Here is a 15,976-nt window from a genome sequence, read left to right on the forward strand (position 1 = left end):
AGGCTTAACAATCTTCCGTTTGCGATTGACGCCGCGCGCTTTTCCGGCTGGATTGCGCGCCGGTGCCGCGGACGGCATGAGGATGATGGGAGTTAGAAGACATGTTGAAAAATATTGACCCGGCGCTAAACGCCGACGTTCTGCACGCGCTGCGCGCCATGGGTCACGGTGATACGCTGGTGATCTCCGACACCAACTTCCCCTCCGACTCGGTGGCTCGCCACACAGCGGTCGGGAAAGTGCTGCATATCGACAACGTCTCGGCCGCCCGCGCCATGAAAGCAATCCTGTCCGTGCTGCCGCTCGACACCCCGCTGCAGCCCTCGGTCGGCCGCATGGAAGTGATGGGTGCGCCCGATCAGCTGGAACCGGTGCAGGCCGAAGTGCAGAAGGAAATCGACGCGGCCGAGGGAAAATCAGCCCCCATGTATGGCATCGAACGCTTCGCCTTTTACGAAAAAGCCAAGCAGGCCTATTGCGTCATCACGACGGGTGAAACCCGGTTTTATGGCTGCTTTCTGCTGACCAAGGGCGTCATTCCGCCGAAGTGAGAGACCGACGCTGGTGAAAACGGCGCATACGAGTTCGGGTGCGCTGTCGTCAACCACTCGCGCCTGACAAACGAAAAGGGCCGGAGCTTTCGCCCCGGCCGCAATATTTTCCACCAAGCGATGAAGCTTAGTTGACGGCCTTGTCGACCAGCTTGTTCTTGCCGATCCAGGGCATCATGCCGCGCAGCTTGGCGCCGACTTCTTCGATCTGGTGAACGTCGTTCATGCGCCGGATGCCCTTGAAACGGGCAGCACCCGAGCGGTATTCCTGCATCCAGTCCGAGGTGAACTTGCCGGTCTGGATGTCGTGCAGAACGCGCTTCATTTCAGCCTTGGTTTCCGCGGTGATGATGCGCGGACCGGTAACGTATTCGCCCCACTCGGCCGTATTGGAGATCGAGTAGTTCATGTTGGCGATGCCGCCTTCATAGATCAGGTCGACGATCAGCTTCACTTCGTGCAGGCACTCGAAATAGGCCATCTCAGGCGCGTAACCGGCTTCTACCAGGGTTTCGAAACCGGCGCGGATAAGTTCGACGAGACCGCCGCACAGAACGACCTGTTCGCCGAAGAGGTCGGTTTCGCACTCTTCCTTGAAGTTCGTTTCGATGATGCCCGAACGGCCACCGCCAACGCCGCAGGCGTAGGAGAGCGCGAGTTCGAGGGCGTTGCCGGAAGCGTTCTGGTGAACGGCAACGAGGCAGGGAACGCCGCCGCCCTTCTGGTATTCGCCGCGAACCGTGTGGCCGGGGCCCTTCGGTGCGATCATGACGACGTCAAGCGATGCCTTCGGCTCGATGAGGCCGAAGTGAACGTTGAGGCCGTGGGCGAATGCAATCGCGGCACCATCACGGATGTTGCCGGCGATGTCGGCCTTGTAGATGTCGGCCTGCAGCTCGTCCGGCGTCGCCATCATGATGAGGTCGCCCCACTTGGCGGCTTCGGCAACGGTCATGACCTTGAAGCCGTCGGCTTCAGCCTTCTTGATGGTCGGCGAACCGGCCTTGAGCGCGATAACGACATTCTTCGCGCCGGAATCCTTCAGGTTCAGCGCATGGGCGCGGCCCTGCGAACCGTAACCGACGATAACGACATTCTTCGCCTTGATGAGATTGAGATCCGCATCACGATCATAATAAACGCGCATTTGATGGTCCTTCCCTAATGCTTGTCTCTCAGTTGTCTGGACCGGAATCTCAAGCGACCTTGCCGCCCAGTTCCGAATGTACCTTTTCCGTCCCGTAGAGCGTCAGAAAGGCAATGACAGCCTTCTTTGCCCGGGCGGAAAAATCCTTTTCCGGCGCCTCGCCCAGCAGCATGCGCACATGCAGATCCGAAACGATAAGGCCGTAAAAACTGCGATATGCCTCTTCGGCATCATCGAAACGCAAGTAGCCGGAACGGCGACCTGCCTCGATTAGTCCCCGCGCGCGCCGGTCGATCTGTCGACGACCGCGCTCCAGGAGCAGATCACCGAGCTTCGAACCGTCCCGGCTGGCCTGGCCGATGGCAAGGCGGTTCAGCGCCAGCGACACGTCGCCCGCCAGAACATCCAGCAGATCATGTGCAAAAACCTCGAGGTGATCGGCAAGCTGCGGCGCGGAAACACGATCCCCCGCCTTCTCGAAGGTTCGGACTTTGCTCTGCTGAAAAGTGATCATCGCAGCAAGCAGGCCGTCACGATCACCGAACCACTTGTAGAGGCTTTCCTTGGAACAGTTGGCGGCGCGCGCCAGGCCCGACGTGGTGAGCGCTTTTTCTCCGCCCTCGACCAATAGACGCAACGCCTGGTCCAGAACGGCGTTCTGGCGCGGCGAAAATTCCTGCGCTGTGATCGGGTCGGAAGCCAAGTCTTTCCACTCCAGAGGTTCGATTGATGTACCGTACGGTACGGTTCGAGCGCCATTTAAGCGGAGGCGGCGTTGGGGTCAAGCGGATTCTTCGGGGACGGAGAAGAATTGGTGCGGTGCAGCGTGGGATGACCTGCTTCCGGCGTGATCGTCACTCACAGTGGATCGTGGGCGCCTGAGGCTTTACCCCTCTCTACCCTGCCGGGCGCCTATATCGGCGCCGCACCCTACCCTGCAGCAAGCTCGCGAGAGACATCCACGTCTCGCGACGGCGCCATACCATAGAAGCGGCTGTATTCACGGCTGAATTGCGAGGGGCTCTGGTAGCCGACGCGGTGGCCGGCAGTACCGACATCCAGCCGCTCCAGCAGCATCAGCCGACGCGCCTCATGCAGACGAAGCTGCTTCTGATATTGCACGGGCGTCATGGCCGTAATCGTCTTGAAGTGATGGTGGAATGAAGACACGCTCATGCCGATCTGTTCGGCCAGTTCCTCCACCCGCAACTGGCGGGCAAAGTTTTCGCGCAGCCAGGCGATGGCGCGGGCGATGCGGTTGCCCGGGCTTCCCGCCGCGATGATGTTCATCAACTGGCCACCTGCCGGCCCTGTAAGAATGCGGTAGAGAATCTCCTGCTCGATCAGCGGCGCCATCGCGGCAATCTCGGTGGGACGATCGAGCAAACGCAACAGCCGGACGGCTGCGTCGAGAAGCTCCGGCGTGGCGGCGTTCACGACGATGCCACGTTGCGCATTAACCGGCTCGGAGGGTGGATCGATCGGCACGCGACGCATGAGATCGAGCAGTTTTTCACCATCGATTGCAAGGGAGATGCAAAAGTGCGGCACTTCCTGGCTCGCCTCCACCACGCGCCAGGCGACAGGCAGGTCGAGGGAGGTCAGCAGATAGTCGCCCGCCCCGTAATTGATGGTGTCCGTCCCCAGCTGAACGCACTTAGCGCCCTGAATAACCATCGCAAAACAGGGACGATAGCTCCCGTGGCAGGGTGCGCTGGGGGTGGTGCGCCGACTGATCCCGAGAGAATCGATGGCAGTCCTCACCTCGCCATCGGCTGTGGCGTGCCGCGCGGCGATCGAGGTAATCTCCTGATAGAGATTGAACGGCAGGGACATGAGGGATACCCTTCAAGTGAGGAGAAAGCCTTGTTTATCTAGAATGCCTAATGCACTTCGCAAAGAGACGGACAGTCAATTTTTGCAGGATCGTGCAAAAAGCTCGGAGGATCGCTCTAACGGCTTCAGCATCTTCCGTCGCATATTCCATCGTCCCCAAACTTCCGAAAGGATATTCAGATGGCAATTGCTAGAGGTTACGCTGCGACCGATGCGTCAAAGCCGCTTACCCCGTTCACTTTCGAACGCCGCGAGCCCAATGATGACGACGTCGTCATCGACATCAAATATGCCGGCATCTGCCACTCGGACATCCACACCGTCCGAAACGAATGGAAGAATGCCGTCTACCCGATCGTGCCGGGCCATGAGATCGCCGGCGTCGTGCGCGCCGTTGGCTCCAAGGTCACCCGGTTCAAGGTCGGCGACCATGTCGGCGTCGGCTGCTTCGTCGATTCCTGTGTCGGTTGCGCCACGCGCGATGTCGACAATGAGCAGTATATGCCGGGCCTCGTTCAGACCTACAACTCCGTCGAACGCGACGGCAAGACGGCGACGCAGGGCGGTTATTCCGACCATATCGTCGTTCGCGAGGATTACGTCCTCGCCATCCCGGAAAACCTGCCACTCGACGCCTCAGCGCCGCTGCTCTGCGCCGGCATCACGCTCTATTCTCCGCTGCATCACTGGAATGCCGGCCCCGGTAAAAAGGTCGCGATCGTCGGCATGGGCGGTCTCGGCCATATGGGTGTGAAGATCGGTTCGGCCATGGGCGCTGAGATCACCGTCCTGTCGCAGACGCTCTCCAAGAAGGAAGACGGCCTGAAGCTCGGTGCGAAGGAATATTACGCCACCAGCGACGCCTCGACCTTCGAGAAGCTCGCGGGTACCTTCGACCTGATCCTGTGCACGGTCTCCGCCGAAATCGACTGGAACGCCTATCTCAACCTGCTCAAGGTCAACGGCACGATGGTTCTGCTCGGCGTACCGGAACATGCGATCCCGGTTCATGCTTTCTCGGTCATTCCGGCCCGTCGTTCACTCGCTGGCTCGATGATCGGTTCGATCAAGGAAACCCAGGAAATGCTGGATTTCTGCGGCAAGCATAACATCGTGTCGGAGATCGAAAAGATCGACATCAAGGATGTCAACGAAGCCTATGAGCGCGTGCTGAAGAGCGACGTGCGTTACCGCTTCGTCATCGACATGGCCTCGCTTGACGCTTAAGCGTTAGACTAGGCAAACACGCTACATCGGCACGCCGTCACCCCGGACTTGATGCGGGTCCAGCGCGATCAAGTCCCTGATCGCAAAACAATCTCTTCACGGCGCAGACGCGCCGTGGATGGATGCCGGACAAAACCCGGAAGGACGGAGGAGACGGTTGGGTAGTTGCGTAGATCAAGGGCGGGAGCCGGTGCCTCCCCCCTTTTTTTTCCGCCGCGACGCTCACGCCTCATCCTTCAGCGTCTCTTTCTGGGTAATCAGACGCGCACTGTGCTGGCCGCTCAGATAAATCCACAGCCAGCTCCACGCCACGGCGAGCCGCGAGCGCGTGCCGATCAGGAAGTAGATGTGGGCGAGCCCCCAAATCCACCATGCCACCACGCCCTTCAGCTTGAACTTGCCGAAATCGATCACCGCCGCGCGTTTGCCGATGGTGGCGAGATTGCCCTGATGGCTGTAGCGAAAGGCCGCCGGTGAAGGTTTGCCGGAAAGTCGCGCCTTGATGACCTTCGCCACATAGGCGCCCTGCTGCTTGGCGGCGGGGGCAATGCCCGGCACCGGCTTGCCATTTTCCTGATTGACGGCTGCGGTGTCACCGATCACGAAAATATCCGCATCGTCCTGAAGGGTGAGTTGCGGACCGACAACCACGCGCCCTGCCCTGTCCGACGGCGCATCCAACCATTTTGCGGCGGGAGAGGCTTGAACGCCTGCGGCCCAGACGACAGTTCGGCTAGGGTAATGGGTCTCACCCACCGTCACTCCCTCGTCCGTGCAGGCCGATACCGGCGTCCCGAGCAGGACTTCGACGCCCAACTTCTCGAGCGCGGACTTTGCATAGGCCGAAAGATCTTCGGTAAAGACGGGAAGAACGCGCGGCCCAGCTTCCACAAGCAGCACCCGCGCCCTTCGCGTATCGACATTGCGGAATTCCGCCGGCAGGGCTTTGTGGGCGAGCTCGGCAATCATGCCCGCCATTTCAACACCGGTCGGGCCTGCGCCGATGATGACGAAAGTCAGCAGCGCCTGACGCTCTTCCTCGCTGGTGGCGAGTTCTGCGCGCTCGAAAGCGAGAAGCAGACGACGCCGGATCGTGGTCGCATCTTCCAGCGTCTTGAGGCCTGGCGCAGAACGCTCCCACTCATCGTGCCCGAAATAGGCGTGGCGGGCACCCGTGGCCAGCACCAGCGTATCGAACGAGATCGCCTGCCCTGTATTCAGATGCACGGTGCGGGCGGCCCGGTCTACACCGGTTACCTCTGCGAGCAGGGTTCTGACCTCCGCGCGGTCACGGTAAAGGTGACGGATCGGCCAGGCGATTTCGGATGTCGCCAGCGCCGTTGTCGCCACCTGATAAAGCAGCGGCTGAAACAGATGGTGATTACGCCTGTCGATCAAGGTAATGCGGACAGGGGCCCCCTCCAGCCCGTGTACCAGTTGCAAGCCGCCGAAGCCTCCACCCACGACGACAACATGATGGTCGTTCATATGTCTATGCCTTCCAAAGCCGGAGCTTCCGACCACACGTAAAGTGCGGCCTTCGAATACCCGATCCTCAAAACAAAACTGAGATCAGCGGAACCGGTTCCGATCTATCCGCCGTCTCGCGCACGGAGCATGCGCAAGACGAAGCATAGGGCAAAAAATTGGCTTTGGTTATGAAATAGCCTGACCGCAGGCCTGCCGAAAACGCCGGACTGTTTCAGCCATACCATATTCCAGCGCGTCAGCAGCCAAACCATGGCCGATGGAGACCTCGGCGAGATATGGGATATATTTCATAAGCTTGGGCAGATTTGCGACGGTGAGGTCATGCCCGGCATTGACCGCAAGGCCGACCTCCCTGGCGTGTTCGGCTGTCTGTCCAAGCTTTTCGGCGAGCATATCGGCCTTTTGCGAATCGTCAAAGCAGCCGCCGTAGGGGCCGGTGTAGAGTTCGATGCGCGCCGCGCCCGTTGCCGCCGCCAGCTCCACCGGTTCACGTTCTCCATCACCATCGGCAAAAAGCGATACGCGCATGCCGCCGGCTTTCAGACGTGAAACGACGTCCTTCAGGAAAATGCCGTGCGTGCGGAAATCCCAACCGTGGTCGGATGTCGCCTGAGACGGGTCGTCCGGCACCAGCGTCACCTGTTCCGGCTGCGTCTGTTCGCAAAGAACGAGGAAATCTTCGGTGGGATACCCTTCGATGTTGAACTCTGCTTCGGGAAACTGATCGTCAATAAGCGCCCGTAACACCGGCAAGTCGGAAAAACGGATGTGGCGCTGATCCGGCCGCGGGTGTACAGTCAGCCCGCTTGCACCCGCAGCGAGTGCAATTTGCCCGAAATGCGCGACGTCTGGCCACGGTAGATCGCGACGGTTGCGTAACATGGCGATTGCGTTCAGATTAACGGAAAGTTTTGCGGGCATGGCACGAGGCTCCGGTTCGGACGTCACCCCTGTTTCCCGCAGCTTGAAGTCATTCGCAAGAAGGCTGGCAATTTTTTTATTCCGGTGGGAACGAAATCACGCAAACGAGCATTACGGCCCTGATGTAGCATTGAAAATAAGTCATGATCAGAAGGGCGTCCGTCTGAGGGAACAGGTCGCGGATGCCCTGGAAGGCAGCACACTGCCGGAAAGCGCGAGGGGGAGACTATGCAGGATGGGCGGCTGCCGTTCAAAAGCAACGGCGACGAAGACAAACCGAATTCAAGGTTCAGCAGTTTTTTACCCGATGTCAGCCTACCCTCTTCACTGCCCGCCGAGCCAGTCCCCATTGCCGACATGGCGAACATTTTTGGCGTCACCCACAGGACACTTCATTTTTACGAAGAAAAGGCCCTGCTGACCTCAAGGCGCGTGGGCCAGATGCGGGTCTATACCCATCGCAACGTCCAGCGTATGGCCGTCATCAATGTGTGCCGCGAAGTCGGCATATCGGTCGCCACCATTACCGAAATCATGGAGAAACTCGGCCGCTCTGTCTCGCAGGAAGAGGCGGATGAGGTATTTCACACCGCGCTTCGCCAGCGAAAGCGGGAGCTGACGGCCGAGCTTTCGACCCTTCAGCGGCAGGCCCAGCAGATCGAGGAGTTTCTCGTTGCCGGTGATCAGGATCCGGAGGGCGACGAGGAGGCGGAACGAACGCCGACGACGACAATCGCCCTGAGCGAGGCCGAGCGCAAATGCCTGGAACTGATGGCGGAGGGGTACGCGCCTGTCAGGCTCGCCCGCGCCCTTGGTCTTTCCGGCAGCGACCTCAATATTCTTGAGGCGAAGATCATCGGAAAGTTCAGCGCCAGCAATCGCTTTCAGGCGGTCGCCAAGGCGGTCCTGCTCGGCGTCATCCGCGCCTGATCAACGGACGATGGTGAGCGTTTCCGCCGCGCGTGTGATGGCGGTATAGAGCCATCTTTCGCGGGAATCGCGGAAAGCATAGCTCTCATCGAACAGAACCACATTGTTCCACTGCGAACCCTGCGCCTTATGCACCGTCAGTGCATAGCCGAAATCGAACTCGTCGTATCTCTTGCGGGTCGACCACGGAATTTCGGTCTCGACATCCTCAAACGCCGCCTTCAGAAGTTTGATCTTGGCCGCGCCGCGATCCATATCGTCGTCTTCAGGCCGGATCATCAGGTTAATGCCGGGCTTCACCGTTTCGCGCGACGAGCTCATCACCTGCCAGAGCGAACCGTTGAGCAGGCCTTTGGCGGGATCGTTCCGCAGGCAGACCAGCTTGTCGCCCGATTGCGGATAATCGGCGGAAAACCCCTTGAGCTCGCGGAGACGCTGATTATAGCGGCGGCGGGTCCTGTTGGTGCCGACAAGCACCTGATCGGCCTCCAGCACCAGCGACTGCGTCACTTCAGACTTTGAAATCACCTGCGCGGAGCCATAATCGCCACGCATGATCTCCCGGCCCTCGCGCACATCCATGGCAAGATGGATGATCGGATTATCTTTCGCCTGGCGGTGGATTTCCGACAGAAGATAATCGGGCTCCTGCTCGGTAAAGAAACCACCGCCCGAAACCGGCGGCAACTGGCCGGGATCGCCCAGTACGAGGATCGGCGTGCCGAAGCTCATCAGATCCTTGCCGAGCTGTTCGTCCACCATCGAGCATTCGTCGATGATGATGAGTGCTGCCTTGGCGAGCGGGCTCTGGCGGTTGATGGAGAACATCGGCGCAATCGAGGTCTTGCCGGTTTCCTCGTCTTCAACGGTTTCCTCGCCACGCGGGCGGTAGATCAACGAATGGATGGTGCGGGCATTGGTTGCCCCGCGTGAACGCAGCACCTGCGCCGCCTTGCCGGTGAAGGCTGCAAACAGCACCTCGCCATCGACATTCTCCGCAAAATGTTTGGCAAGCGTCGTCTTGCCCGTCCCGGCATAACCGAACAGCCGAAAAACCGGTGTGCGGCCTTCCTTCAGCCAGCGGGAAACCGCCTTGAGCGCTTCGTCCTGTTGCGGTGAAAATAACATGCGCCCTCATCGCAGGATTCGAGCCTGATGCGCAACAGAAAAAGAACGAAAGATGAATCGCGCAATGAGAATGCGGCAATAAAACAGGGCTGGTTTTTAAATCACGGCCGCTATCATGCCGCGCATGAAGATATTGATTCTCGGCGCGACAGGTTTCATCGGCTCGGAGGTGGTGCGTAGCCTTCACGGCAGAGGCCACGCCATCACTGGTCTGGCACGTTCGGTAACACGCGCCACCGACAAATGGCCATTTGTGACCTGGATTTCCGCCGATCTCGCCCGCATGACGCAGGCATCGAACTGGAACGCGCTGGTCGGGGATCACGACGCCATCGTCAACTGCGCCGGCGCGCTTCAGGACGGTCTTTCAGATGACCTTGCAGCGACGCAGGAAAAAGCCATGCTGGCGCTTTACGAGGCGGCGGCGCAGGCGGGTGGCAGGCTGGTGATCCAGATATCGGCCCGCACGGCGGGCGCCGCGGCCGACCTGCCCTTTCTTGCCACCAAACGCCATGCCGATCAGGCGCTCGCCGCAAGTCGCCTGCCTTACGTCATTCTACGCCCGGCCCTCGTTGTCGGTCGCAATGCCCATGGCGGCACGGCGCTGGTCCGCGCGCTTGCCGGCTGTCCGCTTGTGCTGCCGCTCGTCAATGGTGCGATGCCCGTTCGAACGGTCGCGGTCGATGATGTGGCGGCAACCGTTTGCGCGGCCATCGATGGCGAAGTTCCGCCGGGCAGCGATCTCGAACTCGCCGCAGAGGAAACACTGACATTGCAGGACATGGTGACCACGCACCGGCAGTGGCTTGGCCTACCTCCCGCCCCTGTCGTAGATCTTCCGGCGGCCCTCACACGACCTGTCAGCTTTCTCGCGGACGCCGCAGGCAGGCTCGGCTGGCGCTCGCCGCTGCGTTCAACCGCCATGACGGTCATGTCTGAAGGCATCGTCGCGGAGAGTGAGGCGCAACCGACGATGACATCGCTCAAGACGCTGAAGCAGACGCTGACCGCTAACCCTTCCGGCGTGCAGGACCTGTGGTTTGCCAGATCCTATCTGCTGAAACCGCTGGTCATTCTCTGCCTGTCTTTGTTCTGGTTGTTGTCCGGCCTCATACCGCTGCTGAATATAAACGAAGCAGCGGCGCATTTTCTGGCCTTCATGCCGCAGGCGCCGGCCATCACCCTTACACTCGCCACCTGCCTCGTCGATATCGCACTCGGCGTCGCCGTCCTGTGGCGGCCGCTCGCCAGAAAGGCACTTATCGGCATGCTGCTCGTCAGCGCAGCCTACTTGACGGGCGGCAGCCTGCTGGAGCCGGGCCTGTGGCTCGATCCGCTCGGCCCTCTCGTCAAGGTCCTGCCTTCCATCGCCCTGACGCTCGTTGCCCTCGCCACACTGGATGAACGCTGATGACGCTTGAGGAACTGCTGCGGCTCGCCCATGTCATCGGCGCAACGGTGCTGTTCGGCACCGGCGCGGGCATCGCCTTTTTCATGGTGATGGCGCGGCGAACGGAAAACCCGGCACTGATCGCGCATGTAGCCGGCACGGTCGTCATTGCCGATACGATCTTCACCGCCACCGCCGCGATCATCCAGCCAGTGACCGGTTATTTTCTGGCGCGCATCATCGGCTGGCCGCTCACCGAAGGCTGGATAGCCCTTTCGCTTGGCCTCTACGTCTTCACCGGCATTTTCTGGCTGCCGGTGGTGTGGATCCAGATAAGGCTGCGCAATATCGCCCGTGACTGCGCCGCAACGGGACAGGCCCTGCCAGCGCAATGGTTCCGCCTTTACCGCATCTGGTTCGCCTGCGGTTTCCCCGCCTTCTTTGCAGTCCTCGGCATCATCTGGCTGATGCTCACCAAGCCGGATATTCCCCTGTTCGGCTGATGCGGCGACATGACTAAACTGAAAAAAGCGACGTTGAGCCGGGAATAAACCGGCGGGTGGCGGTGTCTCTTGATGTGCTGGCGGCTTGAGCCCGTCTGAACCCAAGGAGGATATGTCCATGAAAATCCGCTTTATCGTCCCCGCCATCGTTCTGGCCTTTGCCGGAACGGCCTATGCCGCTCCCGCGGTGGAAACGGTCAAGACCGCCAAGGGCAATGTGCTCGCAGGCGAAAAAGGCATGACGCTCTACACTTTCAAGAATGACAAGAAGGGCGTATCCAATTGTTACGACAAGTGCGCCGCGAACTGGCCGCCGTTTTTCGCGGCAGCCAGCGACAAGGCCGAGGGAGCTTACTCGCTCGTGAAGCGCAAGGATGGCAAGATGCAGTGGGCCAAGGACGGCATGCCGCTTTATTACTGGGTCAAGGACATGAAAAAGGGCGATGCCACCGGCGACGGCGTGAATGGTGTCTGGGATGCCGCAAAACCCTGACGGCATGACTGGAAAAGCGCGGGGGAGCCTCTCCCCCGCAGCCGGCACCTTCGAAGCGGAGATGCTGGCCCTCATTCCCATGCTGCGCCGTTATTCCCGCAGCCTTTCCAGCTCCGATGCCGATGGTGAGGACCTCCTGCAGGAATGCGTGGAAAAGGCGCTCGCCAACAAGAGGCAATGGCGCGGAACCGGTTTGAAAACATGGGCTTACACGATAATGACGAATCTTTATCGCAACCGCCACCGCGCCGAGAAACGTCACCCGTCCGAGAGCCTCGACGGCCACGAGAGCATCGCTGGCACGGACGCGTTTTCCGACACTTTGGAGAACGATCGTCTGCACGGCGCGCTCGCGCTTCTTTCGCCAGAGATGCGGGCGGTGCTGATGCTGGTGACAGTGGAGGGCTACACCTATCAGGAGGCGGCCGAGACGCTGTCCATCCCGCTCGGCACCGTCATGTCCAGATTGTCGCGTGCCCGAGAAACCCTTCGCCAGCACCTGGCGGCGGATAACATCATACCCCTGCGGAGACCACGATGAACCGGCGAGAGGCCATTAGCCAGGACGATCTGCACGCCTATGTCGACGGGCTTCTGTCCGACGAAGATCGCGCTGCTGTCGAAGCCTGGCTCAGCGAAAGGCCGGAAGAACGCATCCGTGTGGAGGAATGGCAGAAGCAGGCCGATATTCTCCGCAACGCCTTCACCGCCTACGCCACGACCCATCCACGGGACGTATCGATGCTCAACCCGCCAGCCGCGAACAATGCCGCGCGGCTGAAGCCGGCGCTCGTCAAGATCGCAGCAGGGCTGATGATTTTCGTGGCGGGCGCTGCGGCAGGCAGGCTCCTGCCGGCGTCTTTCTCGACGCCACAGGACGTCACCCTCGCGGCCGCGACAACGGATATTCCCTCGCAGGCGAAATCCGCCTATCTCATTTACGCGAGCGAGGTGCGTCATCCGGTCGAGGTGGGCGCTGGAGAGCAGCAGCATCTCGCCACATGGCTTGGCAAGCGGCTGGGTTATCCATTCGCCATCCCCGATCTGTCGAAGCTCGGCTATGACCTCGTCGGAGGACGCCTCATCCCCGTCAGCGGCAAGCCGGGCGCGATGCTGATGTATCAGGACAAGACCGGCCGGCGGGTGACGGTGCTGATCGGCCATAACGAGGAGAGCCGCACCACGAGCTTCCGCATGGCGAGCGCGGACGGGATCGAGACCTTCTACTGGATCGACAATGAACTGGGTTACGCCGTATCGGCCGAACTGACGCGTAAGGAGGTGCAGGCCATTGCCGAGGAATGTTACCGGCAGTTTCCGACGTAAGGATGCTACTTCAGCATCGGCCAGAGGCTGACGACGAGCAGCACGGCCATGGTGATGTTGAACCATTTAAGCCGCACCGGCACCGACAGCCAGTCGCGAAGGGCAGAGCCGAAACCAGCCCAGGTCGAAACACTCGGCAGGTTGACTGCAGCAAAAGCGAGGCCAACGATCAGAACCGTCAGGAAATATTGGGTCTCGCTGGTGTAGGTCGCCATGGCGGTAACGGCCATCACCCAGGCTTTCGGGTTGAGCCACTGAAAGGCGGCAGCGGCAAGGAAACTCATCGGCTCGGACGCAGCAGAACCTTCGCCGAAACTGCGCGAGGTGCCAATCTTCCACGCGATCCAGACGAGATAAAGTCCGCCCGCGAATTTCAGCCCCGTATAAAGCGCCGGCACGGAATGCAGCAGGGCGCCAAGACCGAGGCCGACGCCGATCAGCAGCGACAGGAACCCCACCCCGATGCCAAGCATATGGGGGATGGTGCGGCGGAACCCGAAATTCACGCCTGATGCGAACAGCATCATATTGTTCGGCCCCGGGGTGATCGAGGTGGTGAAGGCAAACAGCACCAGCGCAATGAAGGTTTCAACGGTCATGGTTTCTCCTTGAAACGAAACCCTACCCACGCCACCAGCATCAGACCAGCCAGCCGGATCGATGACCGCGGTCAAATTTTTTGATGGATCGATCCTTCCCCTGCCGGGTTTGAGAAGTCGCGACAATGAATTATCGTCCGATCATCACGCGCTGGAGCACACCCATGTATGACGACATTCCCTCCGTCACCCTGCCCTCTGGCAAGCAGGTTCCGGCTCTTGGCCTCGGCACCTGGAACATGGGGGAAACAAGATCATCCGAGCGGCAGGAGATAGAAAGCATCCGCAAGGCGATCGACCTCGGCATGACACTCGTCGACACCGCCGAAATGTACGCTGACGGCAGGTCGGAAGAGGTTGTCGGCGCGGCAATCGCCGGCCGTCGCGACGAGGTGTTTCTCGTCACCAAGGTCTACCCCTGGAACGCCAGCGCAAGGGGCGTTGTCGACGCATGCGAACGCAGCCTCGCAAGGCTCGGCACCGACCGCATCGATCTCTACCTGCTGCACTGGCGCGGCGAGCATCCGCTGGCGGAAACCGTATCTGCCTTCGAGCGGCTCAAACGGGATGGCAAGATCGGCGACTGGGGCGTTTCCAATTTCGATACCGAAGACATGCAGGAGCTTTTTGCGGTTCCAGAGGGGCGCAACTGCGCCGCCAATCAGGTGCTCTACAATCTCTCCCGGCGCGGTCCCGAGTTCTCACTGCTGCCTTGGTGCCAGGAGCATGGTGTACCGCTGATGGCCTATTCCCCCATCGAGCAGGGCCGCATCCTGAAGAACCACGAACTGATCCGCATCGCCAAGGCGTATCAGGCAACTCCTGCCCAGCTGGCTCTGGCCTTTCTTCTCGAAAGAGACGGCGTCATCGCCATTCCGAAATCCGCCAGCGTCTCCCGCGTCGAGGAAAACCGGGGTGCGACGGACCTGGAAATCACCGATGAAGACTGGGCAGCCCTCGACGCAGCCTTCCCGCCGCCGACACGCAAGACATCGCTGGAAATGCTGTGATAACAACGACTTGAAGCGTAATCCGGAATCGGTTTCCGAAAGAGCTGAATCAGTTTCACAAGAGCCGCTGACGGCAAAGCGGCTCACTCCTCGTAGATCATCTTCCTGGTCATGCCACCGTCAAGGACGAGGACCTGCCCCGTCATGAAGCCCGCATCGGCAAGATAAAGCACCGCATCTGCGATGTCCTTCCCTCTCCCCACTCTGCCCACCGGATGCTGTTGGTGATCCTTGGCACGCAACTTTTTATCGTCGGCGATCCATCCCGGCGCGATTGCATTGACGCGGATGCTCGGCCCAAGGCTGATTGCGAGGGCATGTGTCATCCCCGTCAGGCCTCCCTTCGATGCCGCATAGGCCTCGGTCTGCGGCTCCGACATGAAAGCGCGTGTCGAGACCATGTTGACGATGCTCGCACCCTCCCGCATCAGCGGCACCGCGCGTCGGGTCATTAGAAAGGCGCTCGTCAGGTGACTGTCGGTGATCTTTCGCCAGTCAGCCAAGGCCATCTCGTGAATGGGTCCGTTATCAGGGTTGGCGATGCCGGCATTGTTGACGAGCAAATCGAGCTTATCCCATTCGAGCGCTTTGAATGCCTGGTCGACCGCCTGCTCATCCGCAACGTCACACTCGAGGGACCGATACGGGGCTTCATCCTTTTTTAGATCGAAGGAAGCGACGTCCCAACCTTTGCTGAAAAGGGTTTCGCATATGGCCGAGCCAATCAGTCCTGCTCCGCCTGTGACGATTGCACGCTTTTTCGTCATCCGCTTCTCCTCGCATCAAGGGTAATAAAAAACCGCCCCGGCAAATGCACGAGGCGGTCCTTTGTTTCATCGAACGCCGAGGCTTTACATGCCCTGTGGGCCGCGGTTCATCGCGGCAATGCCGGTGCGGCAGATTTCGATCAGCCCGAGCGGCTTGATGATGGCCACGAACTGGTCGATCTTCGACGACTTGCCGGTGATTTCGAAGATGAAGTGCTCCACCGTCGCATCCACGACCTTGGCCTGAAACGCATCGGCAAGCCGCAACGCCTCGGCGCGCACTTCACCGGTGCCGGCAACCTTGATCAGCGCCACTTCCCGCTCGATTGGCCGCTCCTGCCCGAGTTCGCGGGCGCGAACCGTCAGGTCGAGAACCCGGTGCACCGGCACGATCCGTTCCAGCTGCGCCTTGATCTGCTCCAGCACGATAGGCGTGCCGCGCGTCACGATGGTGATGCGCGACAGATGCGCCTCATGTTCCGTTTCCGAAACCGTCAGGCTTTCGATGTTGTAGCCACGGCCGGAAAACAGGCCGATGACCCGGGCGAGAACGCCCGGCTCGTTGCTGACGAGAACCGACAGCGTGTGGTTTTCGACGGCAGCCGTTTCCTTCTGAATGAAGTAGGCGGAGCCGGTGGGTTGTAGGTGTGCGTTCAT

At 60.3% G+C, this 15,976-nt stretch carries 18 protein-coding genes; 9 read left to right on the forward strand and 9 right to left on the reverse strand.

The window, feature by feature from the left end; translation table 11 throughout:
* Nucleotides 1-101: 101 nt before the first annotated feature.
* On the forward strand, nt 102-551 hold the full coding sequence (locus ACUTJJ_RS12680; RefSeq protein ID WP_209087637.1) for an RbsD/FucU family protein: 450 nt from the start codon (nt 102-104) through the stop codon (nt 549-551).
* A 127-nt stretch (nt 552-678) separates the two neighbouring features.
* Here the strand turns inward: ACUTJJ_RS12680 and ilvC are convergent, their stop codons facing one another.
* The 3 genes from ilvC to ACUTJJ_RS12695 form a co-directional block, all read right to left on the reverse strand.
* Complete coding sequence (gene ilvC, locus ACUTJJ_RS12685; protein ID WP_063949261.1) at nt 679-1,698, reverse strand: ketol-acid reductoisomerase; 1,020 nt, start codon at nt 1,696-1,698, stop codon at nt 679-681.
* Nucleotides 1,699-1,747: 49 nt separating this feature from the next.
* Nucleotides 1,748-2,401, reverse strand: coding sequence for a TetR/AcrR family transcriptional regulator (locus ACUTJJ_RS12690; protein ID WP_063949262.1), 654 nt, complete (start codon nt 2,399-2,401; stop codon nt 1,748-1,750).
* A gap of 227 nt (nt 2,402-2,628) precedes the next feature.
* Nucleotides 2,629-3,534, reverse strand: a complete 906-nt coding sequence (locus ACUTJJ_RS12695; protein WP_063949263.1) for an AraC family transcriptional regulator — start codon at nt 3,532-3,534, stop codon at nt 2,629-2,631.
* A gap of 180 nt (nt 3,535-3,714) precedes the next feature.
* On the opposite strand from ACUTJJ_RS12695, the gene ACUTJJ_RS12700 reads away from it, so the two are divergent.
* Nucleotides 3,715-4,761 carry an NAD(P)-dependent alcohol dehydrogenase gene (locus ACUTJJ_RS12700; protein WP_144577447.1) on the forward strand — a complete coding sequence of 349 codons (1,047 nt, stop codon included), beginning with the start codon at nt 3,715-3,717 and terminating at the stop codon, nt 4,759-4,761.
* Between the two features lie 222 nt (nt 4,762-4,983).
* On the opposite strand, the gene ACUTJJ_RS12705 is transcribed toward ACUTJJ_RS12700, so the two are convergent.
* Nucleotides 4,984-6,249, reverse strand: a complete 1,266-nt coding sequence (locus tag ACUTJJ_RS12705; protein WP_445542405.1) for an NAD(P)/FAD-dependent oxidoreductase — start codon at nt 6,247-6,249, stop codon at nt 4,984-4,986.
* A 168-nt stretch (nt 6,250-6,417) separates the two neighbouring features.
* Nucleotides 6,418-7,173 carry a pyridoxine 5'-phosphate synthase gene (locus ACUTJJ_RS12710; protein WP_445542406.1) on the reverse strand — a complete coding sequence of 252 codons (756 nt, stop codon included), beginning with the start codon at nt 7,171-7,173 and terminating at the stop codon, nt 6,418-6,420.
* Nucleotides 7,174-7,401: 228 nt separating this feature from the next.
* Between ACUTJJ_RS12710 and ACUTJJ_RS12715 the strand changes: the two genes are divergently transcribed.
* The gene (locus ACUTJJ_RS12715) at nt 7,402-8,103 is read left to right on the forward strand and encodes a MerR family transcriptional regulator (RefSeq protein ID WP_296069183.1); all 702 of its coding nucleotides are present in this window, start codon (nt 7,402-7,404) and stop codon (nt 8,101-8,103) included.
* Here ACUTJJ_RS12715 and ACUTJJ_RS12720 read toward each other — a convergent pair whose 3' ends face one another.
* Nucleotides 8,104-9,231, reverse strand: a complete 1,128-nt coding sequence (locus ACUTJJ_RS12720; protein WP_144577439.1) for an ATP-dependent DNA helicase — start codon at nt 9,229-9,231, stop codon at nt 8,104-8,106.
* Nucleotides 9,232-9,355: 124 nt separating this feature from the next.
* Here ACUTJJ_RS12720 and ACUTJJ_RS12725 point away from each other — a divergent pair, with 124 nt between their 5' ends.
* The 5 genes from ACUTJJ_RS12725 (at nt 9,356) to ACUTJJ_RS12745 (ending at nt 12,943) form a co-directional block, all read left to right on the forward strand.
* Nucleotides 9,356-10,642, forward strand: coding sequence for an SDR family oxidoreductase (locus tag ACUTJJ_RS12725; protein ID WP_296069176.1), 1,287 nt, complete (start codon nt 9,356-9,358; stop codon nt 10,640-10,642).
* The gene (locus ACUTJJ_RS12730) at nt 10,642-11,124 is read left to right on the forward strand and encodes a DUF2269 family protein (RefSeq protein WP_296069173.1); all 483 of its coding nucleotides are present in this window, start codon (nt 10,642-10,644) and stop codon (nt 11,122-11,124) included. The genes ACUTJJ_RS12725 and ACUTJJ_RS12730 overlap by 1 nt, the downstream gene beginning before the upstream one ends.
* Before the next feature lie 112 nt (nt 11,125-11,236).
* Nucleotides 11,237-11,617, forward strand: coding sequence for a COG4315 family predicted lipoprotein (locus ACUTJJ_RS12735; RefSeq protein WP_063949269.1), 381 nt, complete (start codon nt 11,237-11,239; stop codon nt 11,615-11,617).
* The gene (locus ACUTJJ_RS12740) at nt 11,601-12,158 is read left to right on the forward strand and encodes an RNA polymerase sigma factor (RefSeq protein ID WP_209087621.1); all 558 of its coding nucleotides are present in this window, start codon (nt 11,601-11,603) and stop codon (nt 12,156-12,158) included. The genes ACUTJJ_RS12735 and ACUTJJ_RS12740 overlap by 17 nt, the downstream gene beginning before the upstream one ends.
* Entirely contained in the window at nt 12,155-12,943 is a 789-nt protein-coding gene (locus ACUTJJ_RS12745) for an anti-sigma factor family protein (RefSeq protein ID WP_445542407.1), read from the forward strand. The genes ACUTJJ_RS12740 and ACUTJJ_RS12745 overlap by 4 nt, the downstream gene beginning before the upstream one ends.
* A 5-nt stretch (nt 12,944-12,948) precedes the next feature.
* Here ACUTJJ_RS12745 and ACUTJJ_RS12750 read toward each other — a convergent pair whose 3' ends face one another.
* Nucleotides 12,949-13,542 (reverse strand): LysE family translocator, encoded by a 594-nt coding sequence (locus ACUTJJ_RS12750; protein ID WP_445542408.1) that lies wholly within the window; start codon nt 13,540-13,542, stop codon nt 12,949-12,951.
* Between the two features lie 164 nt (nt 13,543-13,706).
* Here ACUTJJ_RS12750 and ACUTJJ_RS12755 point away from each other — a divergent pair, with 164 nt between their 5' ends.
* The gene (locus ACUTJJ_RS12755; RefSeq protein ID WP_296069326.1) at nt 13,707-14,552 is read left to right on the forward strand and encodes an aldo/keto reductase; all 846 of its coding nucleotides are present in this window, start codon (nt 13,707-13,709) and stop codon (nt 14,550-14,552) included.
* An 83-nt stretch (nt 14,553-14,635) separates the two neighbouring features.
* Here ACUTJJ_RS12755 and ACUTJJ_RS12760 read toward each other — a convergent pair whose 3' ends face one another.
* The gene (locus ACUTJJ_RS12760; protein ID WP_144577427.1) at nt 14,636-15,319 is read right to left on the reverse strand and encodes an SDR family NAD(P)-dependent oxidoreductase; all 684 of its coding nucleotides are present in this window, start codon (nt 15,317-15,319) and stop codon (nt 14,636-14,638) included.
* Nucleotides 15,320-15,403: 84 nt separating this feature from the next.
* A complete protein-coding gene (gene ilvN / locus ACUTJJ_RS12765; RefSeq protein ID WP_063949275.1) occupies nt 15,404-15,976 on the reverse strand; it encodes an acetolactate synthase small subunit in 573 nt (190 codons plus the stop codon).

It is taken from the genome of Agrobacterium sp. DKPNP3, from assembly GCF_052686535.1.

Excerpts from the sequence above, each read along its gene's own strand:
- ACUTJJ_RS12695 (WP_063949263.1), bottom strand. The coding sequence starts at position 3,534 with ATGTCCCTGCCGTTCAATCTCTATCAGGAGATTACCTCGATCGCCGCG.
- ACUTJJ_RS12700 (WP_144577447.1), top strand. The coding sequence starts at position 3,715 with ATGGCAATTGCTAGAGGTTACGCTGCGACCGATGCGTCAAAGCCGCTT.
- ACUTJJ_RS12760 (WP_144577427.1), bottom strand. The coding sequence starts at position 15,319 with ATGACGAAAAAGCGTGCAATCGTCACAGGCGGAGCAGGACTGATTGGC.
- ACUTJJ_RS12720 (WP_144577439.1), bottom strand. The coding sequence starts at position 9,231 with ATGTTATTTTCACCGCAACAGGACGAAGCGCTCAAGGCGGTTTCCCGC.
- ACUTJJ_RS12730 (WP_296069173.1), top strand. The coding sequence starts at position 10,642 with ATGACGCTTGAGGAACTGCTGCGGCTCGCCCATGTCATCGGCGCAACG.
- ACUTJJ_RS12710 (WP_445542406.1), bottom strand. The coding sequence starts at position 7,173 with ATGCCCGCAAAACTTTCCGTTAATCTGAACGCAATCGCCATGTTACGC.
- ilvN (WP_063949275.1), bottom strand. The coding sequence starts at position 15,976 with ATGAACGCACACCTACAACCCACCGGCTCCGCCTACTTCATTCAGAAG.
- ACUTJJ_RS12680 (WP_209087637.1), top strand. The coding sequence starts at position 102 with ATGTTGAAAAATATTGACCCGGCGCTAAACGCCGACGTTCTGCACGCG.
- ACUTJJ_RS12725 (WP_296069176.1), top strand. The coding sequence starts at position 9,356 with ATGAAGATATTGATTCTCGGCGCGACAGGTTTCATCGGCTCGGAGGTG.
- ACUTJJ_RS12750 (WP_445542408.1), bottom strand. The coding sequence starts at position 13,542 with ATGACCGTTGAAACCTTCATTGCGCTGGTGCTGTTTGCCTTCACCACC.
- ACUTJJ_RS12745 (WP_445542407.1), top strand. The coding sequence starts at position 12,155 with ATGAACCGGCGAGAGGCCATTAGCCAGGACGATCTGCACGCCTATGTC.
- ilvC (WP_063949261.1), bottom strand. The coding sequence starts at position 1,698 with ATGCGCGTTTATTATGATCGTGATGCGGATCTCAATCTCATCAAGGCG.
- ACUTJJ_RS12715 (WP_296069183.1), top strand. The coding sequence starts at position 7,402 with ATGCAGGATGGGCGGCTGCCGTTCAAAAGCAACGGCGACGAAGACAAA.
- ACUTJJ_RS12705 (WP_445542405.1), bottom strand. The coding sequence starts at position 6,249 with ATGAACGACCATCATGTTGTCGTCGTGGGTGGAGGCTTCGGCGGCTTG.
- ACUTJJ_RS12735 (WP_063949269.1), top strand. The coding sequence starts at position 11,237 with ATGTCCATGAAAATCCGCTTTATCGTCCCCGCCATCGTTCTGGCCTTT.
- ACUTJJ_RS12740 (WP_209087621.1), top strand. The coding sequence starts at position 11,601 with ATGCCGCAAAACCCTGACGGCATGACTGGAAAAGCGCGGGGGAGCCTC.
- ACUTJJ_RS12755 (WP_296069326.1), top strand. The coding sequence starts at position 13,707 with ATGTATGACGACATTCCCTCCGTCACCCTGCCCTCTGGCAAGCAGGTT.